We start from the raw sequence: 26,027 nt of genomic DNA on the forward strand, positions 1-26,027 counted from the left end.
GCCAGGCGACTTAAATTACTATCTGATGTTTTTTGATCAGCTTATATAAGGTTGTCCGAGAGATAGATAACGCTTTAGCGGATTGGGAAATATTGTAGTGGTGTAGCTGAATCACTCGACGAACATTTTTTGAAGACAGTCGTGCGTCACTCTCAGTATCGGGCGACGCGTCTTTCAATTGAATCCCCATATGACGAGTAGAGAGGGCGCTTGAATTAGAAAGAACAATCGCCCTTTTTATGCAGTTGAATAACTCTCTAACATTGCCCGGCCAATGGTACTGTTTCATTTGCTCAAGGGTGTCACTAGGCAGTTTGGTTTTGGATGCGTAATTGTGCTTCAGTTCAAATCGAACCAAATCTTCAATGTCTTCTTTGTGATCATTGAGTGGTACTAGGTCTAATGGAAGTACATTGATGCGATGAAAGAGATCCTTTCGAAATTTACCCGCAGCAACGGCTTGTTCGATATTGACGTTGGTGGCGAAAATTACACGGCAATCTACGGGCAATTGGTTATTACTACCGAGTCGTTCTATCGAACTATTTTCAAGAAAGTGGAGCAGGTAAGTTTGCAGCGAAAGTTCAAGGTCGCCGATCTCATCCAAAAATAGTGTGCCACCATTCGCTCTTTCCACGTGTCCGACGTAGCGTTTGTTTGCACCCGTGAACGAGCCTTTTTCAAAGCCAAATAACTCTGAGTGAATCAGGGATTGTGGAATTGCGCCACAATTTACAGCGATGAAAGGTTTTTTACTGCGGGCTGAGGCCTCATGTATTAAACGCGCACATAGGCTTTTTCCTGTTCCGGTTTCCCCTTGAATCAGCACTGGAAAATCGTTGTTAGCGATCTTGGCTATCTTCTTTTTAAGTTGTTGGATGGTTCTGGATTGACCTACCAATTGACATTCATGGCACAAGGCAGGCCTAGGTTTAGTTTGCTTGGTATCTACCATGCCATACGCATGCCCTAAATTTCGACAAAGCCATTCTGTATCAATAGGTAGGTGGTAATAATCCCAAAAGGTTTGCTTAATGAGCGATAAGTTGCGGCTTGGTGGTTGGTTGCAGATAGCGATTGCTTTTAAACTTGGAGAGTGAACCTTTAACGCTGATATTTGCTCACACTGTTTGTCGATTGAGGATGATGTTAGACAAGAAACGACAATTGGTGCGTAGCTTTCGCTGCGTCTATCAAGTAAGTGAATGGCCTGTTCTGTCGTTTCTGCAACTTGAGCTTCCCAGTTATGGAGACGCAGCTCTCCTACCCACTGACTATGGTGCAGGCATGCGGTGTTGCATAACAGAATCACAGAACGAGTTATTGGCTCAGGTGATACTCTTTTTGATCGCATTGTGCTCACTCTTCATGTTTCGACTCCATGATGAAACCTTCAGTAAGCCCCCTAAATATCCATAAGCTTAGAAGCAAAATTCAATTAATTCGAGCACACAAATCTGATGGCGTTTGGCTGACAAGTGTCATTATCTCAAGCGGGAAAGCTAATCTGGTGCTTTACTTACTGATATTTATGCTTATTAATTAAAGGTATTCACGAATATCGTGTTTTTACTGTTTTGTTTATTGATGATCACACAGTAAACTCCGCGCTAATCACTAACGATAAAGAGCTGATATTGATGATAATTAACGTAGCAAAAAAGTTCATTTTGGCAGCTTCTGCGCTGGTGCTAGGTGGTTGTGTTAGCTACAGCGTTACTGAACAAGACATGACGAACTACCTGCAAGATTCGGTGATGTTAGAACAAGAAGTCGGTGTGCAAAACGTTATGTATGCGCAAGTGGCGGTTGATGACTTAGCGGTGCAAATTGGTCGAGCTGATGCCGAGCGAGTGTCTGTTTTGGCGAATACCAATGCAACGGTTCAAGTGTTTAACATGCCAAACATGGGGCTAGATCTGGATATCGAATTCAGCGCGATTCCCGAATACGATAAAGAGAGTGGTGAGGTCTACTTAAAGTCTCTGCGTCTTGAGCGCTTTGAGGAGAAGGGAAAGCAGCTTTCTCCTGAAATAGAGAAGTTACTTAAGCCTGCCGTTTCTATGATTGGCTTTGCTTTGTCCCAGTCACCGGTTTACAAATTGGACAGCAATAAGGTTCAAGAGTCATTGATCAAGTCATCGGAACCTAATCTAGTGATTAAAGACAACAAGCTGGTCATCGAGTTATTTGATTAACCCTTCCCGTTTAGCTTGGACTCAGATTTAAAACACAATGGCTGCCGATTTGGTGGCCATTTTTGTTTGTGTTGAGTCAGCAAGATTTCTGTTTTGAGGCTGTCTATCAAGCTTGTTTTCACTGGCTCATTTATTGAATTCGCCGCGTATCTCACCTTTACTTTACTCTTGTGAGCAAGTCATCGCTTCAGTCATCAAATCATAAGAAAGAAAAGGTGAGCGAACTATGAATAATCCAGTAATAGCGGATAACAAACCCGTTAAGGTCGAGCTAACCGAAGGCGAGGAGTATTACTTCTGTACCTGTGGCAAATCGAAAAACCAACCGTTTTGTGATGGGTCTCATGCAGGAACGGGCTTCAAACCAAAGAGTTTCGTGGCCGAGGAAAGCGGCGACGCTTATCTGTGCCGCTGTAAGTATTCGAACAACCTCCCTTTTTGCGATGGCACCCATAAACAGTTTACTGCTGAGCAAGTGGGTCAAGAAGGCCCTGATGTTCATATCCAAGCGGCAACGCCCGATCTCTCACCTGCGGCTTCTGCAACCAAAGAAGAGCCCACGGTCGAATTCATTCATCAATTAGCACGAGATGGCTTATCCAAAGTAGGTCACCATGGGCCAATGACTTCAATGGGTGTCCCAAGATATCTATTACCTCACTGGGATGATATTCAAGTGATGGTTGCACAAATGGCGACCAAGCCGTTATTGGAAAATGTGCCAGTCGGTACTGAGCTTATTATTGGGCCAAAAGCGAAAAAGCCGCTCAAATTGAACATCTCCTTGTTTGTTTCTGATATGAGTTTTGGGTCGTTATCTGAAGAAGCGAAAATCTCTTTAGCGACAGGCGCGGAGCTGGCGGGAACGGGAATTTGCTCGGGCGAGGGTGGAATGTTACCCGAAGAGCAAGCGGCCAATTCTCGCTACTTTTATGAATTAGCCAGCGCACAATTTGGTTACGATGAATCTAAGCTCAAAAATGTTCAAGCCTTCCATTTTAAAGGTGGGCAGGGCGCTAAAACCGGAACAGGCGGTCACCTACCGGGTGCGAAGAACATTGGCAAGATAGCAGAAGTGCGGGGCATTGAAGCAGGTACCGCCGCGATTTCACCACCCACCTTTGTTGATCTAAAAACCGTCGAGGATTTCAAAAATTTCGCCGACCGAGTTCGAGAAGTGACAGGCGGAATCCCAATTGGCTTTAAGTTAAGTGCTAATCACATCGAAGAAGATATTCAGTTTGCACTCGATGCCAGTGCCGATTACATCATTTTGGATGGTCGAGGCGGTGGTACTGGAGCGGCGCCAGAAATGTTCCGTGACCATATTAGTGTGCCGACCATTCCAGCACTTGCTCGTGCCAGAGCCTATCTAGATAAACAAGGCGTAAGTGACAGAGTCACCTTAATCATTACTGGTGGGCTTCGTGTTCCGATGGACTTCGTAAAAGCGATGGCGCTTGGCGCAGATGGTGTCGCTATTTCGAACAGTGCCATGCAGTCGATTGGGTGTGTTGCTGCCAGAATGTGTAACACCAATAATTGCCCGGCGGGCATCGCGACTCAAAAAGCCGATTTACGCCAACGCTTAAATGTCGAGAAGGCATCGAATCAATTGAAGAATTTCTTCGAAGCCTCGACTGAATTGATGCAAGTGATGGCGAGAGCGTGCGGTCATGATCATTTGAATCAGTTTAACCCTCACGATCTAGCAACATGGAATCGCGAAATGGCCGAGCTATCTGGAGTCGCTTACTCTGGTGTCAGCCCATTAAACCAATTTAAGTAAATAGTATTTCGATAAAGCACACTCACTGTATTTTGGGTGTGCTTATTTTTATCTGTGCAATGCCAGTCTATGTTTAACCTTTCGTAATCAACTGCTTTATAAGTATTTTTAAATTATTTCCTATTTTTTGAAAATATCGCTTTACCTCAAGTTAACTTGAGGTTCTATCATCATCCCCAATCTAAAAACACAACTCATCGTCTTATCACTTTAAGAGCTAGATGTTTAAAAGCGACATGCTTAAAAACTGAACATTCAGAAGTTAGCTCTAAAGAAACGAAAGAAAGAAGCAATAAGGCGAGAACAATGCATCAAGGGCTAGGACATGGAACAGAATCAATTAACTGAATACTTTTCGAGAATCGGCTTATCTCAACCCAATGACATCACGATCGAAAACCTAACAGCGATCCATAGACATCAACACCGAACCATTCCGTTCGAGAATTTTGATGTGGTTCAGGGGCTGCCTATTCAACTGTCTCAAGAGGCATTGCATGAAAAGCTGGTGGTTAATCAGCGAGGTGGTTATTGCCAAGAACTTAATGGGTTGTTGCTGAATGTGTTAACTCATATGGGCTTTGAAGCGAGATCCTTGCTTGGTCGAGTACACCTAGCGGGAGAGCCTACCGGGCGTAGCCATCGAGTGACGTTGGCGACGATTGAAGGCAAACAGTGGTTGGTGGATGCGGGCTTTGGCACCTTTACCCCTCGTGCTCCATTGCTGATTGAAACCAATATAGAGCAATCTAATGACTTACAGACCTTCCGCTTTATCGAAGACGAACGATATGGCTTCTTACTGCAGATAAAGCAGGGTGATGAGTGGATGAACGTCTACAGCCTAGACATGACGTATGTGGGTGCCAACGACTTAGAGTCGAGCAACTTCTTCACTTCAAAAAGTCCGAAATCCATTTTTACATCAAACTGTATTGCGGCACTGCCGATTGAAGGTGGGATTGTCACGCTGCTTAACCAGAAAATTAAAATTAGCAAAAATGGCTCAACAGAGGAATGGCTACTTGAAGACGAGCCTACGTACCTTGCTGCATTACAAACGTACTTTGGTTTAGCGCCAAATGTGCCTTTTCAAACTTTAGAGAAATGTTTCTAACCAAATTCGAGGATCAACAATGAAAGTATTAGCGATTGGCGCGACCAACAGTAAAGCATCGATTAACCAACAATTGGCAGCGTACACCGCAAGCTTAGTTGAGGGCGCTCAAGTAGAGGTGCTCGATCTTAATGATTTCGAGATGCCTATTTATAGTGAAGATAGAGAAAAAGAGTCTGGCGTTCATCAACACGCACAGCGCTTTTTCAGCAAGATTGGCGAAGCAGATGCTGTAGTCATCTCTTTTGCAGAGTACAACGGTTCATACACCGCAGCCTTTAAGAATGTGTTTGATTGGACATCACGAATCGACATGAAAGTGTATCAAGGCAAACCTGTTGTGATGCTCTCCACATCACCAGGCCCAGGCGGCGCAAGCTCTGTGTTGTCGTCTGCGGTAAATTCGGCACCTTACTTTGATGCTGATGTGAAGGGGTCGATGTCGGTGCCAAGTTTCTACGACAACTTTAATGTGGAAACGGGTGAGATCATCAATGCCGAAATGGCCGAGAACTTGAAATCGATCATGAGTCAGATCTAACTGCTTCAGTGAGTGAGATAATTACTACATCGGTGCACAGATAAATAGATAAATAAATAGTTAGAGACATAAATGGCCATCAAGCGATGGCCATTTAATTGCGTCATTGTCTATTGTGATAACTCTGCTGCGGTGTCAACGAAGATACCTTGAATATCTTTCGCTTCACGTTCAGTTTGACCACCGTGTTTTAGAAACGCACCGATAATAGCCGCGGTTTTCTGCTCTTTTGCGCGCTCTAAGAAGTAACGCAATTCTAGCTCGGCACCCGCTTGCTCATCTTTGATTGAGGCTGCGATGATCTCTTTGTACATCACGATATCACGTACTTCTAATTGACTGATCACACCGAGTGTCGCTGCTAAGAAACCCTCTAGCTCTGCCTTCGGTACGAACTGCGTAATGATGTTACGGTCTTCTGCTTGCTGAGCCGTAAAGTCGTTACCAAGCAGCAAAGCTTGTAGCGCTTTGTTTTTGCCCATGCGTCTTGCAAATTGAACTGCGCCTTGGCCACCGGTTGGGATGTTTACATGAATTTCAGGTTGTGCGAACGCTGAGTTTTCAGTGCCATAAGCAAGGTCACACGCCATCACAAATTCATTACCGCCCCCACGAGCCACACCATCAACCACTGCAACAGACACTTGCTTCATTGATTTGATGTTCTCAATCATGTGATTGAATTCAATCGAACCGGCTTGTCCACCTTGTGTACCGTTGATCACATTGAGATCTAAGTGAGCCAGAAAGAAGCTCTCATGTAATGATTTAAAGACCACAACCTTAGTATCACGATCATCTTTCAATGAAAGTACAAAGGCATTGATCTCGTTGATCAAGTCGAAAGTCAGCACGTTCACTGGTGGGTTGTTGATTGATACCGTTGCGATGCCATTTTGGTTAGTCACAGATAGTAGTGTCATGGGGTGTTCCTCTATTAGGTCGGGACTGAATGTTGTCTCCGTTATGTGCAGCTACTATAGATTTGTAATAAGATGAGAAAAATAGTCATATTGGCACTTGATTGGTGCTTTAAATGCAACAAAGGGCGTTATGGATATATCGAGTCGTTTATTACTGTTACTTGAAGTGGTTGAGCTGGGTTCGTTTGTCAAAGTGGCGGAGCAAAGAAACGTTGATCGCTCTGTTATCTCAAAGCAGATTAGCCGTCTTGAGGAAGAGCTCAACGTTCGGTTATTGAATAGAACAACCCGTTCGTTATCTCTGACTGCGGCTGGTAATGAGATGGTCAATCAAGCGCATCAACTTCGAGCATTGTTGAACAACACTCGACGCCTAGCGCAAAACTACCACGCAGAGCCTCGAGGATTATTAAGAATCACCAGCTCTACTATGTTTGGTCGACAATATGTTCAGCAGGCGATTGCGGTTTTCCAGAAGCAGTATCCAGATGTTGATTTTGAATTGAGACTCGAAGACCGAATCGTCGATATGGTTAAAGAAGGGTTTGATATTGGTTTCCGTATAGGTAAGCCCAAAAACTCTAGCCTAATCAGCCGTAAGATAGCCAGAAGTCGATTGTTGATTGTTGCTTCACCTGAGTTCATTGTTCAGCATGGAGAGATCAACACCATCGAAAAGTTAGAGTCATTACCTGCGACTATTTATGCAGCTCCGGGTTTGTTGATCGATAAGTTTTCTTATGTCGATCAAGAGGGGCAAGCGCAGCATTTTCAGCTTAATGCCGCTTATAAAGTGAATGACGTTGAGATGATTTCCAAGAGCGCGTTAACTGGGAGTACTCTCGCGGTCGTCACTGCGCAGATGATTGAAGATGAAGTGCTGAGTGGTGAGTTGGTGCCTATAATGACTCACTTAAACTTGGATGACTTTGGCACTTTCTATGCGGTGTACCCACACCGAGATGCACCCATAAAAACCAAGCTCTTCATTGATACATTGAAAACCATTGTCGGTGAAGATAAACCCGTGTGGGAGCAAGGCATTCCCGGGTTTGACGACATGTATGGTAATCAGAGAAAAAAATCATAGCTCTGAGAATCAATACGTTAGGTTGCTTTGTCGCTCGTATTTTGTAACCTAGCCCAAACCTAAATTTGAACCCAAAATTCAAGTTAAAGTGAACTCTATTATACTGGTCATTATCAGGACGAAACGGCTATTCAAACAGGAAGAGAAAGATCATGAGAAACATCGTATACCTCAGCATTGGTCAGCTGTCAGAGCGTAGTGGCGTGGCTCCTTCGGCCTTACGTTTTTACGAAACCAAGGGGTTGATTGCTTCGATTCGCACTAACGGAAATCAGCGCCGTTATCAGTCGGCGATGTTGCGTCGAATCGCGCTGATACAAGTCGCGCAGTCGATAGGCTTCACGCTGGAAGAGATCACCGAAGAGTTATCGACACTGCCGATGAACCATACCGCGACTAAGCGAGACTGGGAGCGAGTTGCTAAGAAGTGGCAGGGGCAACTCGACAGTAAAATGGCGCAGATTAAATCGCTACAAGAGAACTTAACAGGCTGTATCGGCTGTGGGTGTTTGAGTATGCAGAAATGCCACTTGTTGAACCCTGAAGATATTCTGCATGACCAAGGGCAGGGCGCACAACGGATCGTTGAGTAGCCCTGACTTAAGGTTCCCTACCTGAGATCGTCGAATCCAATGCACTCAATCTGATGGTCAGCTAGCCACTGTTTTAGCTCTGGGCTAGTGAGAAGTTGATGCTCTTCGACGCGTTTGTCACTGTAGCTTGATAGGGACTTAAGCTGTTCACTTGCCACTGATGAAGGGTGGCACATTAACTCAAGCACACCATCAGGCATCATAGTTTGGTAGCTCAGTAATAAATCTTGCAGGCCATTCAGCGATACGCCTTCGTCAAAGAAACGCATATCGAAAGCGTCTGGCGTTGGCACTCGCAGTGCATCTTGGCCACTTAGGATGTTATCGATTCGTCTAACTGGAAGACCAATGCGATTCACTGTGCGGGTAAACGCTGCTTTTAGAGGTTTAAACACACCACCAAAGTGATGGCTGTCGATATGGTTAATCTTTAAACCGGCATCGACAGCGGCTTGATATTGCGCGTTGAGTTCGAGCATCACCTCATCTTCATTCACGTCTGATTTATCGAACAGGGTGACGTTGCTAAAGAAGTGGCCGTGTTCGTCGACTAAGCTTGGAACTAACTCTGGTGAAGTCAGTGGCTTGCCTGCGGTGACCGTAAAGTGCAAGCCAACTTCAGGGACTAAACCTTGATGATAGAGCTCAATCGCGTGCTGTGTACCCGGTTGATTCATCATGATGGTGGTCGACTTAACCAAACCCGCCTTGAAGCAGTCAACGATGCCATGGTTCACGCTTTCAGTGAGGCCGAAATCATCGGCGTTGAGTATCAATTTCATCATGACCTCTTATTAAAAGATTTGGATTCAATATCTTGAATGAACTCTGCTGTCACTGAGCTCATTAGCTTGTTATCACCGAGCTTATTAACTGTTATCACCGAACTTATTAGCTGCTAACAAAATGCCACATTAAGTGAGTCGATGAGCGAACGCAGGCATGAAGTCTAAGTTCTCGCGAATAGTTTCTTGCAAAGCCTCGTCGATATGCGAACCACTATCGACGATAGGGTTTAAGATCAGGGCACGTTTCGCTGTTGCGATGTCACCCGTCATCGCCGCTTTAACGGTCAAGGTTTCAAACTCTTTCATCTGCTGAATCAAGCGCAGCGTATCGCTATCAAAAGGTTCAACGTTGAGTGGCAGGATCGCACTGCTGGTGATTACCGAACTTACTTCTACCGCACAATCATCGGGTAATCCTTGAATCGCACCATTGTTGCGAGTGTTGACGTGCATGATAGAACGTTTGTTATTGTGAATACTGCTCATCAGCTCACAGGCCGCTTCAGAGTAGTAAGCACCGCCTCGTTCTTCTAACAATTTAGGCTTGGTATCGAGCATGGGATCTTTGTAGATCTCCAATAACTGTTGTTCAACCTTGGCAACTAAGTCTGCGCGATTGGTGCAGTTTTCAGACGCAGCAAACTCTTTGTCTAAGATGTCTCTGGATTGGTAGTAGTAACGTAGGTAAGCACAAGGAACGATGTTCAGAGAACGAATCAATTCAGCGTCCCATTCAAAGGGAGGGATGTTCTTTGGCATCATTTGATCGTTACCACCAAGGAGCTGTTCGATGAGTTCTGCCAACTTGTCTTCACCTTTATGAAGCACCTTACGAGCCCACACTAGGTGATTTAATCCGGCAATTTGCATTGTCATATCTTTACGTTCTGCACCGAGCATTTTCGCCGCGCCTAGCTCCATGTTGACGGGAACGTTACATAGGCCAACGGTTTTAATGGTTGAGTGGTTAATCAGTGCTTCCGTTACCATGCCTGATGGGTTGGTGAAGTTGAGTAACCACGCATTCGGACACAGTTCTTCCATCTCTTTCGCTATATCGAGCGCAATCGGAATGGTTCGGCAAGCATTAGAGAAGCCACCCAAGCCATTGGTCTCTTGACCGATCATGCGATACTTCAGAGCAATCCTCTCGTCGCGTAATCTTGCTTCCATTCCTCCTGCACGAAATTGTGAGCAGACAAAATCCGCATCTTTCAGGGCTGATTTTCGATCCGTGGTGAGGTGAACATTAATCTCACAGCCCGATTTGTTTATCATTCGCTTGGTGAGCGCCGCGATTATCTCTGCTTTTTCCATACCTTCTTCGATATCGACCAACCACAGATCAGAGATCGGTAATTCGTGATGGCGTTTGAGCAGTCCTTCAACGAGCTCTGGGGTGTAACTTGAGCCACCACCAATCACGGTTACTTTGAGTTTTTGATTCTGTTGCATGCTGTTCACCATTTAATGTTGTAGATTACTTGGTTTAATTTATATGATGGTTACATATACCGACAAACCAGTTATGACGACTTATGAATTAGTGAGGTTAATGCATGGGGCTGTTCGAAAATCGCCAACAAACGCTGTCATTGCTGCACACCTTTAGTGTTGCGGCTAAACATTTAAGTTTTACGCTTGCCGCCGACGAGCTCTTCTTAACTCAGGGAGGGGTCAGCCATCGCATCAAAAAACTGGAGCAACAACTGAAGTTCAACCTGTTTGTGCGCAAGACAAGAAAGCTCGAACTGACGCCAGAAGGTCAGCGCGTGTTATCCATGTTGAACGTCTCGTTTGAGTCTATCTTTTCCGAACTCGTGGATATTCAAACGGGTGAGCTAAGTGGGGAGTTGTACATCGCGACATCGCCTTATTTTGCTTCATCATGGTTAATGCCGCGTTTGCCAGAATTCAGACGCTTGTATCCGAATCTAAGCATCAAACTGCAAACCAAACAGAGCCAGTCAGACTTCCAGTTTGAACCTTATGACGTGGCAATTTTCTATAGCGAAGGCCATTACCCAAACCATTACAGTGAGCGATTATTCAGTGGAGTAAGAACCCCTGTGTGCAGCCCTGAATACGCGAAACGCTTCAAACTAGACCAAGGCATTCAACACTTAGACGATGTTCGTTTCATTCACAGTGGCGATATCACTGCCTGGCAACGTTGGTTGTATGAAGCTCAAAGTGATACCAACTGCGCACTTCAGTGTGACTATTACAGCGATAACCGCTTGGCGATGGATGCGGCGATATTATCGATGGGGCTGGCACTAGGGCGGTTAGAGTTCATGACGCCACAGATTGAACAAGGCTTATTGGTCGCGCCTCTTATGAGCATTGAGTCGGGCAAAGGGTATGATTTAGTGTGTCCGAAAGGCATGGAGCAGCGAACTAAGTTTCAGGTGTTTGCTCAATGGGTTAAGCAACAGTTGTGACCGAATAGCGTGCCTAGACAAACACGAATTATAGGTCTAGTTTAGGTAGCTCTTTCAATAAAAGAAGAGGTTAGTTATGTTCAGCCATGTTTTTCTCGGTACTGAAGATATTGAACGGGCGAAGGTTTTTTATGACCCAATCATGAAGGTGCTTGGTTATAGCGAAGGCTCTGTGGATCCCAAAGGGCGCTGTGTTTACGTTAGCCAAACGGGTGTGTTGGGTTTAACGAAGCCGATTGATGGTCAGCCTGCGACTCACGGCAATGGCATGACGGTGGGTTTTCTTGCCTCTTCTCCTGAAGTTGTAGATGAGTGGCATCGGATTGGCGTCGAGAATGGCGGTACCAGTATTGAAAACGGTCCCGGAGCGAGAGGTTCTGATGAGCGTCGTTTGTACATGGCTTATTTGCGAGATCCTGATGGAAACAAGATCTGTGCAACTCACTTTATGCCATAGTTCGCTTTATGTCATAGTATACGTTATGCCACAGTTCGCCTTATGCCATCGTTCATTTTATGCCACAGTGGCGTATACTTAGATCATGTTGATGGTTCAGAGTTGGCGAAGTCGCGGCTCTGAACTTGTTAGCTTCCCGAAGACTCAAAATTTTGCAAAGGACTGGCTAAATGAAACCGAATGAACTGTTTTATGAAAGCTTTGAGCGCTGCCGGATTGACCAAGAATTTCTCGAAACGTTTTTGGCGGATTTTTGCGAGCATAACCCAAGGTTTTCAGAACGTTTTGAAAAGATAGGGTTAGAGCAGCAAACCAAGATGCTTAAAGCCTCGATCATTCTTATCTATAACTCTGCTGGTCTACCGAGCGTACGAAACTCGGTGAAAAAGCTTGGGAAGCGACATAAAGATTTAGGAATGGATATCTCTGAGCAAGAACTCAATGAGTGGTTCAATTCGTTACTCAATACAGTTAAAAAATACGATCCTCACTATGATGAAAGCGTTGAACAAGCTTGGACAGAAACTCTTGAAGCTGGCTTAACTATCATGAAGAAAGAGTGCGTAGTCTGAATCAAAATGTGTAACGAAGTAAGCCTCGTCTAACGAGAGGCTTACTCATTTTTTCTACTCAATTAAAAGGTAAAGCCTGCTTGGATACTTAGTGCCGACTCAGTGGTATACCAACCAGTACTTCCTCCGAACTCATACCAATCAAATCCAGCTCGAGTCACAAACTTGGAGTGGCCGAAAACGGGTTCTAGTGACTTATATTCTGCGCCGATACCGTAAGTTAAGCCAAGATCACCATGGGACCCTTTGCGGACTTCATTATTATCGCTAGATAGGAACACCAATTTGGTATCTGAGTGTGCGTAAAAAGCGCCCGCCTTACCATAAACAGCGAAGTTTTCGCTGAAGCTGTGCTTATACATAGGTGTTAATGAAAGCATTAAAGAATCGAACTCTTGCTCTGTTTTAAGATCTTTTTCATCAGTGCTGATAACAAGCAACGTTGATTCAACATACCAGTTGCTTTGCATGACTTGGCTACCAAATGTGAATTGACCACCGACATCGCTATCATCCATCCCGAAACCGCCTAGTGCGTACATTTCATTTGATGCAAAAGCTGAAGTTGATGCGATGCCGGTAACTGAGGCAATCGTAAGAGCTGCTAAGGTTAATTTTTTCATTGTTTCCACTCTGGTTTGTAAATTTCGGGAGAGGATTCTAGCGATATTCTCAAAATAAAAAACACTGTTCGAATGGGGCGGGAAGGATTAAATGAAGATTAAATATCTCAAGATATAAACCTGTATTTCCATGATCTAAAATTACAACTTTTTAGATAGATTAAATGAACGATGTTCAGGTGTTACTCTATGATTTTATGGATTTTCTTTGAGGGAGGGCGGTGCATGTTTCACGAAGAAAAACCTCTGGCAATAGAGAGCACCACCAGAGGTATGAATCATTTGAGGCTTACGTTTTAATAGAAATTAAATCCAAATGAGCAATATTGGGTTGGCCCAGGTTCTAACACGTTACGATAATTGGATTAAAAGTGAGCAGCCCAACCAATCAGGAACCCTTGCGATGCAGTATCGTATTCAAAGGTGCCCTTGTTTTCGTAATCAACCCAGGTCGATTTGTAGGCAACATTTAAGTCAGACCAACTGTTTATCTGGTATCTAAGTCCAGTTAAGAGAGATGAGGTAAAGTTGGTGTCATTACCAAGCCCTGCATCAATAGTTGCGTGAAACTTCCAATCCTTATTGATCTGCGTTATCCATCTCACACCTATTTGGTAATCTATCCAATCTTCATCTAATGATTTACTTCTATTTAAGTCGCCAACTGAAGTGTAAAGCTTGGCATCTATGTCGTTATCCCACCAACGAAGCCCAAACAGATAATCAATCGTGCCAAAATCGTACTGGTAGCGCTTAAACCCCTTCACATCTAAAACACCTTGTCGGATATCAAGGTTGCCCCTCAATACCTCTAGGTTGCTACCTAACACTGAGTTTGTTTTTCCGCTTAACTTCATGAAGCTGTAGTCAATGTAATAGCCCCACTGATTGTCATAGATACCCTCTAAACGCACCATTGCGGTCATATCAAGGTGATCCATGATGAATGCAGGATCAACATCGACATCTGCTGACAAGCCACCAATGGTGCTGTCTCCACGGATATTGAGTGCAAGCGCGTAAATCTCGAAGCTATGTTGCCACTTTTTTGTATCCGCTTGTGCACTTGCTTCCTGAGCATTTACGGTTGAACTTGCAGCCAATGCTGATGCGAGTAGGTAACGCCATTTAGCCATATTGATATCCTTATCTTCGATGTGAAATAGTACGAATGTGAATGTATGTTTTAACTATCCATTTTTCACATATGCAACTTGTATATTGCTGATTGTAGACTATGTTTTTTGAAAAGAGCCAAATTAAAAGAGTAAGGATATGAAGCCACAAAGCATTTTTTTGTTCGTCGCTGTTTTGGGGTTAACACCGATTGCGTTGTCGTACGGTTATGCCCCCGTTGTCTCCCTTGATTATCTTTTCGGAATTGATGCTAGCCCTATCAATGTCACTCATATCTTTCGTGCCGTAATGGGGTTGTACTTAGCGTTGGCTCTGTTTTGGATAGCAGGGGCGTTACTAAAGAAATACCGATTGCCAGCACTCTACAGTTTGGTGGTCTTCATGTTGGGTTTGGCTGCCGGTCGAGTCATTAGCTTGTTGATAGATGGCATGCCTCACTGGCTACTTGTCGTCTATCTACTATTGGAGCTTGGCTTTGGTTTGGTAGGAATAAAAATGGTTCACAAAGAGCAATCTGAAACAGTATAAGGACATTCTATGAAAAGGATTTTCCACCTTGTTGTGATGAGTGTGTTGAGTAGCTTTTCGCTATCGGCATGGTCAGCACAAGAGCAACCGAATATTTTTGTTATCTTCACGGATGATATTGGGATCTCAAACCTGAGTGCTTATCACAATGGTGTGATGAGTAGTGAAACACCGAACATTGATAGTATTGCTGAAAAGGGCATGCTACTGACAGATTATTACGCTCAACCTTCTTGTACGGCGGGTCGTTCTGCATTTTTAACGGGTCAACTTCCTGTGCGAACAGGCATGCACTCTGTTGGATTGCCAGGTGGCCCAGTTGGTTTAAGTGCTGACACACCAACGCTTCCTGAAATCCTTAAAACCATGGGTTATGTTACGGGTCAGTTTGGCAAAAACCACCTCGGTGACCGAGATGAATTCCTACCGACAATGCACGGTTTTGATGAGTATTGGGGTTGGTTGTATCACTTGAATGCAATGGAATACACAGAAGATCCAGATTGGCCAAAAGATGGCTCTTTGGATGCCTTTGCACCTCGTAATGTTATTTACGCAAGATCAGACGGTAAAGGTGGTCAAACGATCGAAGACGATGGTGCATTGTCGATCGAGCGTATGCGTACCCTCGATGACGAAGTGAATAAACACGCGATCAACTTCATCGAAAGGGCGGTTGAAGCGGATAAGCCCTTCTTCACTTGGTACTGTCCATCACGTGGTCACGTTTGGACGCACCTGTCACCTGAATACGAAGCGATGCTCGGCCAAAATGGTTGGGGGCTTCAAGAAGTGGTCATGAAAGATCTTGATGATCACGTCGGTGAGATGATGGCGAAAATGGAAGAGCTCGGTATTGCCGACAATACCATCATCATTTTCACTGCCGATAACGGCCCAGAGATCATGACTTGGCCTGATGGTGGTATGACACCTTATCACGGTGAGAAAGGCACAACTTGGGAAGGTGGCGTAAGAGCCCCTGCACTGGTTAGCTGGCCGGGTAAAATCCCAGCGGGTACTGTAGGCAATGGCATCTTTGATGGTATGGATTGGTTACCCACTCTGGTCGCTGCGGCTGGTGGTCCAACGGATCTAAAAGACAAACTGCTGAAAGGTCACGATGGCTTTAAAGCGCACCTTGATGGCTACAACCAAGTGGATATGCTGACTGAGAAAGGCGAATCAAACCGTAAAGAGATCTACTACTACGAACGAGATCAGCTGCAAGCGGTTCGTGTTGGTGATTGGAAGGCGCACTTCATCGTGCAAAATCACGGTTGGAGTGGTCCTAAAGAAGCGTTAAATGCACCATTACTGTTTAACTTACGCCGTGACCCATACGAGAGAGCGGCGGAAGAGTCGGGCATGTACTTGAAGTGGATGGGGCAAAAAATGTGGGCATTTGGTCCTGCACAAGCTGCAGTCCAACAACATCTAGCAACCTTCCAAGAGTGGCCTCCAGTGACGCCTGATTCTCCGGCAGAGAAGACCGGGGGTGTAGGTAACTAGTTGAATATCATAAAAAATCCCGCTCACACTGAGCGGGATTTTTATTTGAATGCGTCTTAACGTTGGTTCTATTTTAGTGTCGTGTTTCGTTCAATGAACTTCACTGGCACCATCAGCTTAACCAAGCTCGTGTCTTGCTCTTGAATCTGGCTAACGACAATTTTCACTGATTCACGTGCAAGGCGTCTGAAATCTTGCTTGAAGGTAGTAAGTTGGTAGTTCAACCATTGAGTCTGTGGGATATCATCAAAACCAATCACTTGAAGATCTTCTGGAATACGCAGGTTGAATTCTAAGCGCGCCACATCCATTACCGCCATCGCGAGGTTATCTGTCGCACAGAAAATCGCTTGAGGATGTGTGGGTTCTGAAAACAGAGTCCGAATGGTATCTAGAGCATCAAGGTAGTCATAGTCAGCTTCAATAACACGAGCTTGCTTGCCTGTTAGATCTTCGAATTCTGAGCAAAAGCCCGATTCACGCTCGCCGTTGGTGTAGGTTGGCACGTTACCTGTCAGGTAAACCGCTGACTTTGTTCCTACGCTATGTAAATGCTGAGCGGCGACTTGGCCAGCGGCGTAGTTGTCACTTATTACATGGCTACTCTTAGTCCCCTCAACTACACGAGCATACTGAACAATGGGGATGTTGAACTCTTCACACTCTTCATAAAGCGACTTATTAAAGGTCGCCGAAGCAGCAATTACGCCATCAACTCGGTATTGGAAGATATTAGGAATCGAGTGGTTGTCGTTTCCATCAACTTGCCAAGGAATCAATACCGCAGAGTAACCCTGTTTTTGTAGTTCAGTAGAGATAAGCTGCAGAGTTTTCATGTGGATAGGGTAGTCGGCATCTGGGAAAACTAAGCCAATCAATTTGGATTCATTTGTCGTCAGACTGCGGGCAAAGGCATTGGGACGATAATTCAACGATTTTGCTGCATCGAACACTTTTTGCTTGGTCTTTTCAGACACTGAACTGCCCGGGACAAATACACGAGATACAGTTGATTGAGAAACGCCAGCAAGTTTAGCGACATCTTTAGATGTGACGGTTGGCTTTGACACCGTGGAGTGTTTTGGAGAGTTCATAGACCATACTTTTGAACCAAATTGATTGTGCATAGAGTAACATAATTAGGTACGTACTCAAAAATACAATATGCCATGACTGGATGAAAAATAAGGGTTGATAGAGAGTGTTGAATATTATTCTGGGTATGACCCAAAAAAGCTCTGCGTTAAGAGCAGAGCTTTGTTTAGAGAATTTATTAATCGACTAACTGGGTGTTAGAAGTAGTAACGAATACCTGCAGCGAATTGGTCGTCTCTGTTTTCGAATTTACCGCCAACGAACTGATCTTTACCTAGGTCGAATTGGTACTCAGTCCAAACTAGGAATTTGTTCTTCTGGAAGTGGTATTCAACACCAGGGATAAGCAAGTTACGCTCATAGCCATCTGTCTCGTCATCACGATCTTCCATGTAGTTGTAGTTCAACGTAGGGCGTAGGCCATTGTCGAAGTGGTAGTAAGTGTAGATTTCACCACCTAGGGTATCGAACATTACATCCGTACCGCCTTGGCTTACTGCTTCCCAGTTTTCGCCAACATGGAAAGTGGCACCTGCGTAGAAGCCACCGTTGCTGTAGTTCGCACCCAATAGCATGATGCGCATGTTGTCGCCATTTTCTACGCCAACCACACCTGAGTCTAGGTCTGCAATTTCATTTTGGTGGTAAGCTGCACCAAGTGTTACACCATCAACCGGTTTGTAAGTGATTGACGCGCCCATACCGTTTTTCAATGAAGCTGTCGCATTACTCGCTAGTGCCACTTCTTCACGTGTTGTTTGGTAAGTGAAGCCGTAGCTTACTTGGTCGTTGATCGAGTTACGGTAAGTAATGGAGTTTTCTGCTCGACCTGTACCAGATGCAATACCCCAGTCAGAAAGGTTGTAAACACCTGAGCCGCGAGTACCGAAGACACGACCTAAGTCGGTGTACCATGCTACGTCATAAAAAGTAGACCATTGCTTAGTACCTGCTGCGATCTTGCCGTATTTGTCGTGCTCTACGCCTGCGTATAGAAGTCGGTCGTAAATATTGTCGCCGTTAGCACCTGAGTTGTAACCCCATTCAGCATGGCCAAAGCCAGTCCAGCCGTTATCGAGTCCCATTTGACCTTTAAGGCCGAAACGAGAGCTACCGCTGTTCCACTCACCGTTGTGGTCGCCGCCCTTATCTTGGTAACGAACGTCGAAACGACCGTCTAAAGTAAGGCTATCGCCCGCGTCATTGGTAAAAGTGTGTGCAGCAAAAGCAGAGCCTGAGGTAAGTGCTGTCAGGATCACTGCTGAAAGAATCGACTTTTTCATTGTAATTCTCTTTATTCAGGCCGTAGAAAGCCACCGTGCTTTCAAGCCCGTTATATTGGTAATGGTTTGGCAGGGTGTACCCCATCCATGAGGCACTAGTAGATTTAGTTATTAGTGGAGCAATAATGAATTGGTTGGAGCACTTACTAGGAGCGAGAAGGGGCCCCCAGTAAGCGTGGCAACCTAAATCAGATGTCTATTTAGGTTGCCACTATTTCGTTTCAATCTTTTGGATTAAAGCGTATCGATTACAGCGTTGGGTTCATGATGCTTGAAGTGCGTTCGAACACATCTAGACCTTGCTGCTGTAGCCAGTAAGGAAGGTCGATAAGAACCCAGTTTTCAGATAGTTTGTCACCGTCACGGTAGTAAACGTCAACCACTTGCATGTTTGCACGTACTTCACCGCCAGTCATACCTAGGAAGCCACCTGTTGGTGTGTTTGATAGGTTTGGCCAACCGAAGAAACAAGAGAAGTTGCCTTCAGCGAAACGACAAACGTGGCCGTTGAACTTCTTGTCTTTCAGGTTGTTACGGAAAGGAAGTTGGTGCTGTTGTTGGTAGCGAGGAATTGTGTAAGACGCGCCGATACCACATGGACCGTACCAAATCATGTCTTTTGACCAGCTCTTCGCTAGTACTTCTGGTGGGCAACCCATCGCGCCGCTGTCGTTAAGAGCAGACAGGTCATCAACCATTTTGTTTACTAGAGCAAGTGTCGCAACGCCTTCTTCTGGAGCCGCGTCTTCGAATAGCAGACCATCGTGGTTACGTGGGCCAGGGTATACGAAGTGCTTACCAGTTGATGGTGGAAGTGGGTAGCAACCCGCTTGATCCATCATGCCTAGAAGGTCTAGGAACAGGCCTGTCTTAGTGATTTTGCCATCAACAACACAGTTAAATTCTGCGTAGCGTACGTTCATGATCTTGCCAGTAGGGCGCATGCCTAGGTATTCAGCGTCGAATAGGCCCATGAAGTGACCCATGCTCATTACCCAAATCTCATCTGGGTTAACTTCGTTGTTACCACCGATGAAGATGTCTTGACGACGCTGCATGCGAGTCATTGACTTCATCATTGGTGCCCAGAATACGTCAGCTGCTGCTTGTGCGCCTTCTTGCTCACGGAATGGGTAAACACCGCGCCACAAGTAATCTTCAGAAGTGTGTGCTTTTAAAACTTCAGCAACGTTCTCGTGAGTTGCGTTTTCCATTGCATCGAAGTATTCACGAACAATGCGTTTAGCTTCTTGATATTTAGACATAATAATTTCTCTTTGTGTTGTCGAGTCAACATTCGGAACAGGACTCGATTTGGATTTTGTTACCGGCTGATTTATCAGCCGGCTTTAAATTTTTCGTATTTGAACTTCAGCGTATGAGTGTCGAATTAAGCTTTTGCTGCTTCAGCTTTTTTGCTCTTATCGAAGACGCCACCTTTAAGAGTTTCAGGCAGTGTTAGCCATAGTAGGCCGGCGATAATCCATACGATTGGTGAGCCCCACATTGCTGTTTGTAGGTCGGTACGCTCTTGGATGAAGATAAGAACCATTGGTGCCCACATGCCGATAATACGACCGCCATGGAATAAAGCTGCACCATAGCTACGCAAGCGTGCTGGGAACAATTCAGAGAAGTAACCGCCCCATACTGCAGAAGCAGACAGGCCGAAGTTGTAGATAAGACCTAGAAGAGCCAGCATGTTTAGGCCGCCAATCATCATGTCACCAGGTGCGACAAAGAAGATAGAAACCATGATACCTGCGAGGATGAAACCGAACGCGTTGATCTTACGACCGTACTTATCTGCCGCCCATCCCCAGAACCAAGCACCGAAGAGTGAACCAAATGCTGAGATAGAGAAGATCAAACCGATGGTTGCACCATCAAACATACGAACATCTTTCAGGTAGGTAGTTACAAAGCCACCGAAGAATTGGAATCCGTAGAAGTTAAGACCAGAAAGAAGTAAACAAGTAATCGTAATTTTGCGGTAAGGCTTGCTTAACATCTCACCCCAAGAACCTTTTTTAGCTTCGGTTACTTCCCCAGCGGCATTGGTTGTTGTTTGTTGTTCTTCTTCACCGTAGGCGATCACTGTTTTGTCGCTTGGTAATACAAAGATCATTAACGCTGCTGCTACAAGCGGTGGAATACCACCTACCCACATTAGGCTCTGCCAAGGTGCATCAACACTTGTGATGAAGGCTGCGTAAGCGCCCATTGCCACTAAAGCAACAGAGAACATTGAAGAAGCAAAAGCAGTCAACTTACCGCGAACCGTTGGTGTAAATAGGCCAATCATCAAAGATACAGCTACAGTGAAGTAACCACCTAAAGACAGTCCAATGATGAAACGCATTGCGGCCCAAGTGGCGTAGTCGGTAAACATCATGTTGATGATGGTTGCACCACCGTTTAGTGCCGTAATTGCTACTAGTGTGGACTTCTTGCCGAACTTGGTTGCGAACCATGCACAGCTCAGTGCACCAATCAGAGCACCAACCGACTGCCAAGTGTAGAACTGAGCGGTATCAGAAAGGCTAATACCAGCATATTCTTCCACAATGTATGGGCGTACGTAGTCAATAATTACAAAGTTATAACAATAAAAAAAGTAACCTACTAGAATTGCTAGATATGCGGCTACCCTTTGAATCATAGGAACTTCGCTCATGTGTTTTTTAATGGTCATGACCGATAAACCTTTATTTTATATAGGGTGGTTTTGGTTTTAATTATTGTGTGTTGATTATTTAGCTTCATCACACCGTCTTCAATTCGGGAGAGATAATAGAATTTTTGTGGTTATTAGATCCGTGATCAAAGTCAATTTTAAAATGAGTGCGTACCCATTTTGTGTATTTTGGTGATCTAGATCTCATTTGATCGCGTTTTTGTGCTTTGTGGGGCGATTTGAGTGTTTAATCGTCTATCTTAGTGATAATAGTCACACTTACTGTGGGTTTTTGAGGGAAAATATCCATTTTTGAGTACTATTGGCGGCGAATGATTTGCGACATACAATAAACGGAATCTAAAAATGGTTACGTACTCAAGTTTTGTGGTTATTGCTCTTTATGTACTAACTACTTTGTTTATCAGCTACTTAGTTAATAGGCGCTATAGCGTCGGTGGCGACTTTTCGACTGGTGGAAAACAGTTTGGTTGGTTTACGGCAGGTGTGTCGATTCTTGCAACCTACATCAGCGCAATGACGTTCGTTGGCATGCCGGGCTGGGTTTATAGCTCAGGTATGGAAGCGATGAGCGTACATTTGAACTATCCAATAGTGATCTTTTTCACTGTGCTTTTCTTTGTTCCGGTGTTTTACAAGCTCGGCCTAACCTCGATTTACGAATACCTAGAGCACCGCTTTGGCGTTGTTGCTCGCACGATCAATTCCATCGTGTTCATTGTGGTTCAGTGTATTTCTGCAGGGGTTATTCTGTATGCGGTAGCCCTGATCTTGGTGCAAGTGCTGCCAGTGAGTATCTCTGAGGCGATCATCTACATCAGCGTATTTACCGCGTTGTATACCTATGCGGGCGGTATCTCGACAGTAATCTGGACTGACATGCTTCAGTCAGCAGTGTTGATTATTGGCAGCATTGCGATCTTTGTTTTATTGCTGATGAAGATCGATGCGGGCGAGGTGTTGTCTCCTGAACATTTGAATATCATCAACCTCGATTTTGACTTAGGCGTCGATACTACATTGTGGGCCGGCGTCGTGGCTGTGAGCTTCTTGCACCTGAGTGTGTATGGCACTAACCAGCTGATTATTCAAAGAACTTTGGCGACTAAGTGCGTTAAAACAGCGCAAAAATCGATGTTGCTTTGTGGCTACGGCGCATTCTTTGTTTATCTGTTCTTTGCTGTGATGGGGGTGCTGCTAAGTGTCTTTTATCAAGACAGCAGTTTTGAAAACAGCAACGAAGTGATTCTCGATTTTGTGTTTAACCATACCAACCCAATCATTGTTGGTTTGGTGATCTCAGCACTTTCGGCAGCGGCCATGTCGACACTGGATTCCACCTATAACTCAATGGCGACGGTCGCAACGTTCGACTTCTATAAGCGATTTTTCCGCAAGAAAGCCTCTGACGCGCACTATGAATCGGTTGCTAGAAAAATGAGCCTTGTTGCTGCAGCGTCGGTTGTTGTGCCTGCATTACTGGCTGTTTCTAATGAATCAGTGCTTAAAACGATTGCGAGCCTAACCTCTATTTTTGTCGGTATTCGCCTTGGCTCTTTTATCTTGGGTTTGTTCTTCAAACAAGCAAACGAGAAAGGGGTAATTGCGGGCAGTATTGGCAGTGTGGCCGTCGTATTCATTGCGAAATACAGCGGAATAGCTTGGCCTTGGTTTGCCTTGATTGGCACTGTGGTTTTCTTAGTGTTAGGTGTTGTTGTGAGCCGCTTCTGGGGAGAGGTAACCGAGCAACAAAATGAATTTATAGCCAAGCAAAAGCATTTGTTTGCAAAGCCTACCGCGAGTCATTACGGCTTGTTGGTGTTCGCTGTTGTGACGATTGCTGCTTGTACTGTTATCCCTGATTGGCTTTATGCCGCTCTTTCTTAATTGACCGATTCTTTACTGGTATATCTATGTTATCGATCTTTGATATCTACAAAATTGGTGTTGGGCCATCGAGCTCTCACACCAACGGCCCAATGATTGCGGGTTTCCATTTCACACAATTAATCGCTGATAAAATCGCTGAAGTGACGCGTGTTCAGGTGGATTTATACGGTTCTTTGTCATTGACTGGCATAGGTCACCACACCGACAGAGCTACAATATTGGGGCTACTCGGCAATAAGCCAGACACCATCAAAATCACCAGCGCAAACCAAGCAATGCGTCATGCCGTAGACAGTGGTGAGATGGATTTAGCGGGCACCAAGCACATTGCCTTCAACTACGAAACCGACATGTTGTTCCACAAAGACAATCTGCCTCTGCATGAAAATGGCATGATGATTACTGCGTTCGACCAGAGTGGCAACGTGATTGTCGATGAAACTTATTATTCGATTGGCGGCGGTTTTATCGCAACTGCTGACGAACTGCAAAATGGCACTCAAACCCAAACAGTAGAAGTCCCGTTTCCATTCAAAAACGCCGATGAAATGCTGCAACAAGCCGATAATAGTGGGATGAGCCTCGGTGGCATGATTCTAAAAAATGAAGCGGAGTTCGAAGGCGCTGACATTATTTCAGAGAAAGCGGATCAAATCTGGCGAGTGATGAGTCGTTGTATGGAACGCGGATTTGAAACCGAAGGCATTCTTGATGGTGGTTTGAACGTAACTCGTCGTGCGCCTAACCTACTGAAAAAGTTAGAAGCGAACGCGGCGGTTGAAAACGACCCAATGGAAATCATGGATTGGATTAACTTGTTTGCGTTTGCGGTTAGCGAAGAAAATGCGGCAGGTGGCCAAGTTGTCACATCTCCAACCAATGGTGCAGCGGGCGTTATTCCTGCCGTATTGATGTATTACCATCGCTTCATTAAAGAGTTGGATACCAAGCAGTTAAAAGATTTCTTAGCGGTATCAGGTGCGATTGGTATTCTGTACAAAACCAACGCTTCAATCTCTGGTGCGGAAGTTGGGTGCCAAGGTGAAGTAGGGGTGTCGTCTTCTATGGCGGCTGCGGGATTAACGGCACTACGCGGTGGCAGCAATGAGCAGATCTGTATTGCGGCGGAAATCGCGATGGAACACTCGTTGGGTATGACCTGTGACCCAATTGGCGGCTTGGTTCAAGTGCCGTGTATCGAGCGAAATGCGATGGGCGCGATGAAAGCCATCAACGCATCACGCATGGCTTTGAAGCGTAATAGTAAATCTTTAATCTCGTTAGATAAGGTCATTGCGACCATGTATCAAACGGGTAAAGATATGAACAAGAAATATCGTGAAACATCACTCGGTGGTTTAGCCTTGATCCATTTGGCTCACCCTTGTGAATAGCTAAGCCAGTTAACCCAGTAAATAGTAACGTTAAGCCCAGAGCCTTAGACTTTAGAAATCTATCGCGGCTGGGCTTTTTGTTTGATGTGTTTTAGGGAGCTAATCTGAAAGCGGTAATCGATAACTGTTTTTCAACTCTTTTACTGAGATGTTCGACTGAATCGCACTCACGCCTTTGACTCTTCTGATCGAGCTAATACGCTCAAAGTACTCTTCCAAATCTTTCGCCAACACTTGCACCATGTAATCGGCGCCGCCTGCAATGCAGTGACACATAGGAATCCAATCGGTTACCGCGACAAACTCTTCGAACGGTTCTGTGTTTTCTACTTCATGGTTGCCTAAAGTCACAAGAGTAAAACCAGCCACATGAAAGCCTAATTTCTTACGATTCAGCTTAGCGGCGTAACCATCGATATAGCCAGTTTCTTCCATGCGTTTCCAACGACGCCAGCATGGGGTTTCGCTGAGGTTGACCTTCTCTGCGAGCTTGCTGTTGCTCATGCGTCCGTCTTTCTGGATATGCTCTAAGATGGCGATATCTGTGTCATCTAACACCTCTTTGGTGGATTCTTTCTGTTTCATGGCTATTTTAGAAAAGTCTTGCTCAAATTTGGATTAATATTAGCCTATATAGCAATTTAATTCCTAGTCGAATCTGTAAACTCTCTCCCTATCAATACTTTACTTATTAGGAGTGAGAGGAAATGAGCTCTCAATTAATGCTGGCGTTCTTGCTATTTTCAACATCAATTGCAATTACCCCTGGGGCAGGCAATATCGCATTACTTGGGATTTCAAGTCGTTATGGATTTGCTGCGACTTTACCTTTTATCTCTGGGAACGCTGTTGGCATCATCATCGTATTGGCGGGTTCTAGTGTCGGTTTGGTGAGCCTATTTACCCTTTACCCAGAGCTATACAATATTTTGAAATACGCGGGTGCGGCTTATTTGCTGTTCATGGCGTGGTCGATTGCGAATATGCAAATCGAAGAGAGCACGACCGACAATCGTTCAGGTTTTATGTCTGGTGTGTTGGTGCAGGTGTTAAACCCTAAAGGTTGGATAGCGTCATTAACCGTGTTTTCACAGTTCATTACTCCGAACGCAGATTACTTGATTCAAGTAGTGACCATTATCGCGGGTATGGTGATTACCGGTGTACCGTGCATGTTGGTGTGGGCGTATTGCGGCACCATGCTTAAAAAGTTGCTGCAATCACCAAAACAGATGATGTTTGTGAACCGTTGCTTGGGCGGAAGCTTAGCGATGGTGGTTGCCTTTATGCTTTATCAACCGGCGTAAATCACAAAGAAAAAAACCACTCCTAAATCCATAGGAGTGGCGTCTAAA

General features: G+C 44.9%; 25 protein-coding genes. 14 read left to right on the plus strand and 11 right to left on the minus strand.

The features are described 5' to 3' along the window. Positions 1 to 10: 10 nt before the first annotated feature. Positions 11 to 1,354, minus strand: coding sequence for a sigma-54 dependent transcriptional regulator (locus tag MSG36_RS17675; protein ID WP_248369068.1), 1,344 nt, complete (start codon positions 1,352 to 1,354; stop codon positions 11 to 13). Positions 1,355 to 1,640: 286 nt separating this feature from the next. On the opposite strand from MSG36_RS17675, the gene MSG36_RS17680 reads away from it, so the two are divergent. From MSG36_RS17680 to MSG36_RS17695, 4 genes are all read left to right on the plus strand, one after another. Next, positions 1,641 to 2,198: a DUF1439 domain-containing protein gene (locus MSG36_RS17680; RefSeq protein ID WP_059021078.1), complete on the plus strand. Its 558-nt coding sequence runs from the start codon at positions 1,641 to 1,643 to the stop codon at positions 2,196 to 2,198. Positions 2,199 to 2,424: 226 nt separating this feature from the next. Next, positions 2,425 to 3,987, plus strand: coding sequence for a glutamate synthase-related protein (locus MSG36_RS17685; RefSeq protein ID WP_248369070.1), 1,563 nt, complete (start codon positions 2,425 to 2,427; stop codon positions 3,985 to 3,987). A gap of 325 nt (positions 3,988 to 4,312) precedes the next feature. After that, the gene (locus tag MSG36_RS17690) at positions 4,313 to 5,104 is read left to right on the plus strand and encodes an arylamine N-acetyltransferase (RefSeq protein WP_248369072.1); all 792 of its coding nucleotides are present in this window, start codon (positions 4,313 to 4,315) and stop codon (positions 5,102 to 5,104) included. A 19-nt stretch (positions 5,105 to 5,123) separates the two neighbouring features. Then, the gene (locus tag MSG36_RS17695; RefSeq protein ID WP_050652346.1) at positions 5,124 to 5,645 is read left to right on the plus strand and encodes an NAD(P)H-dependent oxidoreductase; all 522 of its coding nucleotides are present in this window, start codon (positions 5,124 to 5,126) and stop codon (positions 5,643 to 5,645) included. A 110-nt stretch (positions 5,646 to 5,755) separates the two neighbouring features. On the opposite strand, the gene MSG36_RS17700 is transcribed toward MSG36_RS17695, so the two are convergent. Further along, positions 5,756 to 6,568 carry an enoyl-CoA hydratase/isomerase family protein gene (locus MSG36_RS17700; RefSeq protein WP_248369075.1) on the minus strand — a complete coding sequence of 271 codons (813 nt, stop codon included), beginning with the start codon at positions 6,566 to 6,568 and terminating at the stop codon, positions 5,756 to 5,758. A 130-nt stretch (positions 6,569 to 6,698) separates the two neighbouring features. Between MSG36_RS17700 and MSG36_RS17705 the strand changes: the two genes are divergently transcribed. Next, a complete protein-coding gene (locus tag MSG36_RS17705) occupies positions 6,699 to 7,658 on the plus strand; it encodes a LysR family transcriptional regulator (protein WP_248369077.1) in 960 nt (319 codons plus the stop codon). A 152-nt stretch (positions 7,659 to 7,810) separates the two neighbouring features. Then, complete coding sequence (soxR, locus tag MSG36_RS17710; protein WP_048609296.1) at positions 7,811 to 8,251, plus strand: redox-sensitive transcriptional activator SoxR; 441 nt, start codon at positions 7,811 to 7,813, stop codon at positions 8,249 to 8,251. Between the two features lie 17 nt (positions 8,252 to 8,268). Here the strand turns inward: soxR and MSG36_RS17715 are convergent, their stop codons facing one another. Both MSG36_RS17715 and MSG36_RS17720 read right to left on the minus strand, forming a co-directional pair. Further along, positions 8,269 to 9,033, minus strand: a complete 765-nt coding sequence (locus MSG36_RS17715; protein WP_248369079.1) for a carbohydrate deacetylase — start codon at positions 9,031 to 9,033, stop codon at positions 8,269 to 8,271. 132 nt (positions 9,034 to 9,165) lie between these two features. Next, positions 9,166 to 10,494, minus strand: a complete 1,329-nt coding sequence (locus MSG36_RS17720; protein ID WP_248369080.1) for a 6-phospho-beta-glucosidase — start codon at positions 10,492 to 10,494, stop codon at positions 9,166 to 9,168. Between the two features lie 104 nt (positions 10,495 to 10,598). On the opposite strand from MSG36_RS17720, the gene MSG36_RS17725 reads away from it, so the two are divergent. From MSG36_RS17725 to MSG36_RS17735, 3 genes are all read left to right on the plus strand, one after another. After that, entirely contained in the window at positions 10,599 to 11,483 is an 885-nt protein-coding gene (locus MSG36_RS17725) for a LysR substrate-binding domain-containing protein (RefSeq protein WP_248369082.1), read from the plus strand. A 76-nt stretch (positions 11,484 to 11,559) separates the two neighbouring features. Next, on the plus strand, positions 11,560 to 11,940 hold the full coding sequence (locus MSG36_RS17730) for a VOC family protein (RefSeq protein ID WP_248369084.1): 381 nt from the start codon (positions 11,560 to 11,562) through the stop codon (positions 11,938 to 11,940). Between the two features lie 170 nt (positions 11,941 to 12,110). Further along, entirely contained in the window at positions 12,111 to 12,512 is a 402-nt protein-coding gene (locus MSG36_RS17735; protein WP_048616730.1) for a globin, read from the plus strand. 62 nt (positions 12,513 to 12,574) lie between these two features. Here the strand turns inward: MSG36_RS17735 and MSG36_RS17740 are convergent, their stop codons facing one another. Together MSG36_RS17740 and MSG36_RS17745 are read right to left on the minus strand one after the other, a co-directional pair. Further along, positions 12,575 to 13,135: a hypothetical protein gene (locus MSG36_RS17740; protein ID WP_248369086.1), complete on the minus strand. Its 561-nt coding sequence runs from the start codon at positions 13,133 to 13,135 to the stop codon at positions 12,575 to 12,577. Positions 13,136 to 13,500: 365 nt separating this feature from the next. Further along, the gene (locus MSG36_RS17745; RefSeq protein WP_248369088.1) at positions 13,501 to 14,271 is read right to left on the minus strand and encodes a DUF481 domain-containing protein; all 771 of its coding nucleotides are present in this window, start codon (positions 14,269 to 14,271) and stop codon (positions 13,501 to 13,503) included. 139 nt (positions 14,272 to 14,410) lie between these two features. Between MSG36_RS17745 and MSG36_RS17750 the strand changes: the two genes are divergently transcribed. Together MSG36_RS17750 and MSG36_RS17755 are read left to right on the plus strand one after the other, a co-directional pair. Continuing rightward, complete coding sequence (locus MSG36_RS17750; protein ID WP_050622079.1) at positions 14,411 to 14,800, plus strand: DUF4345 domain-containing protein; 390 nt, start codon at positions 14,411 to 14,413, stop codon at positions 14,798 to 14,800. Between the two features lie 9 nt (positions 14,801 to 14,809). Next, positions 14,810 to 16,312, plus strand: coding sequence for an arylsulfatase (locus MSG36_RS17755; protein ID WP_248369089.1), 1,503 nt, complete (start codon positions 14,810 to 14,812; stop codon positions 16,310 to 16,312). A gap of 68 nt (positions 16,313 to 16,380) precedes the next feature. Here MSG36_RS17755 and MSG36_RS17760 read toward each other — a convergent pair whose 3' ends face one another. The 4 genes from MSG36_RS17760 to MSG36_RS17775 all read right to left on the minus strand — a co-directional run bounded on the left by MSG36_RS17760 (position 16,381) and on the right by MSG36_RS17775 (position 21,385). Continuing rightward, positions 16,381 to 17,406: a LacI family DNA-binding transcriptional regulator gene (locus MSG36_RS17760; protein WP_017104146.1), complete on the minus strand. Its 1,026-nt coding sequence runs from the start codon at positions 17,404 to 17,406 to the stop codon at positions 16,381 to 16,383. Between the two features lie 198 nt (positions 17,407 to 17,604). After that, a complete protein-coding gene (locus MSG36_RS17765) occupies positions 17,605 to 18,690 on the minus strand; it encodes a porin (RefSeq protein WP_061039339.1) in 1,086 nt (361 codons plus the stop codon). Positions 18,691 to 18,938: 248 nt separating this feature from the next. Beyond that, on the minus strand, positions 18,939 to 19,955 hold the full coding sequence (locus MSG36_RS17770) for a nuclear transport factor 2 family protein (protein WP_017065254.1): 1,017 nt from the start codon (positions 19,953 to 19,955) through the stop codon (positions 18,939 to 18,941). A 125-nt stretch (positions 19,956 to 20,080) separates the two neighbouring features. Next, the gene (locus tag MSG36_RS17775) at positions 20,081 to 21,385 is read right to left on the minus strand and encodes an MFS transporter (protein ID WP_061039340.1); all 1,305 of its coding nucleotides are present in this window, start codon (positions 21,383 to 21,385) and stop codon (positions 20,081 to 20,083) included. A gap of 348 nt (positions 21,386 to 21,733) precedes the next feature. Here MSG36_RS17775 and MSG36_RS17780 point away from each other — a divergent pair, with 348 nt between their 5' ends. Then, a complete protein-coding gene (locus tag MSG36_RS17780) occupies positions 21,734 to 23,275 on the plus strand; it encodes a sodium/solute symporter (RefSeq protein ID WP_050634745.1) in 1,542 nt (513 codons plus the stop codon). A 26-nt stretch (positions 23,276 to 23,301) separates the two neighbouring features. Then, a complete protein-coding gene (locus MSG36_RS17785; protein WP_248369091.1) occupies positions 23,302 to 24,672 on the plus strand; it encodes an L-serine ammonia-lyase in 1,371 nt (456 codons plus the stop codon). A 99-nt stretch (positions 24,673 to 24,771) separates the two neighbouring features. Here MSG36_RS17785 and MSG36_RS17790 read toward each other — a convergent pair whose 3' ends face one another. Further along, positions 24,772 to 25,257: an Lrp/AsnC family transcriptional regulator gene (locus MSG36_RS17790; protein ID WP_248369094.1), complete on the minus strand. Its 486-nt coding sequence runs from the start codon at positions 25,255 to 25,257 to the stop codon at positions 24,772 to 24,774. Between the two features lie 122 nt (positions 25,258 to 25,379). Here MSG36_RS17790 and MSG36_RS17795 point away from each other — a divergent pair, with 122 nt between their 5' ends. Continuing rightward, entirely contained in the window at positions 25,380 to 25,979 is a 600-nt protein-coding gene (locus MSG36_RS17795) for a LysE family translocator (protein ID WP_016798109.1), read from the plus strand. Positions 25,980 to 26,027: the final 48 nt, after the last annotated feature.

Source organism: Vibrio sp. 1CM8B (assembly GCF_023161685.1).
GTDB classification, from domain to species: Bacteria; Pseudomonadota; Gammaproteobacteria; order Enterobacterales; family Vibrionaceae; genus Vibrio; species Vibrio coralliirubri.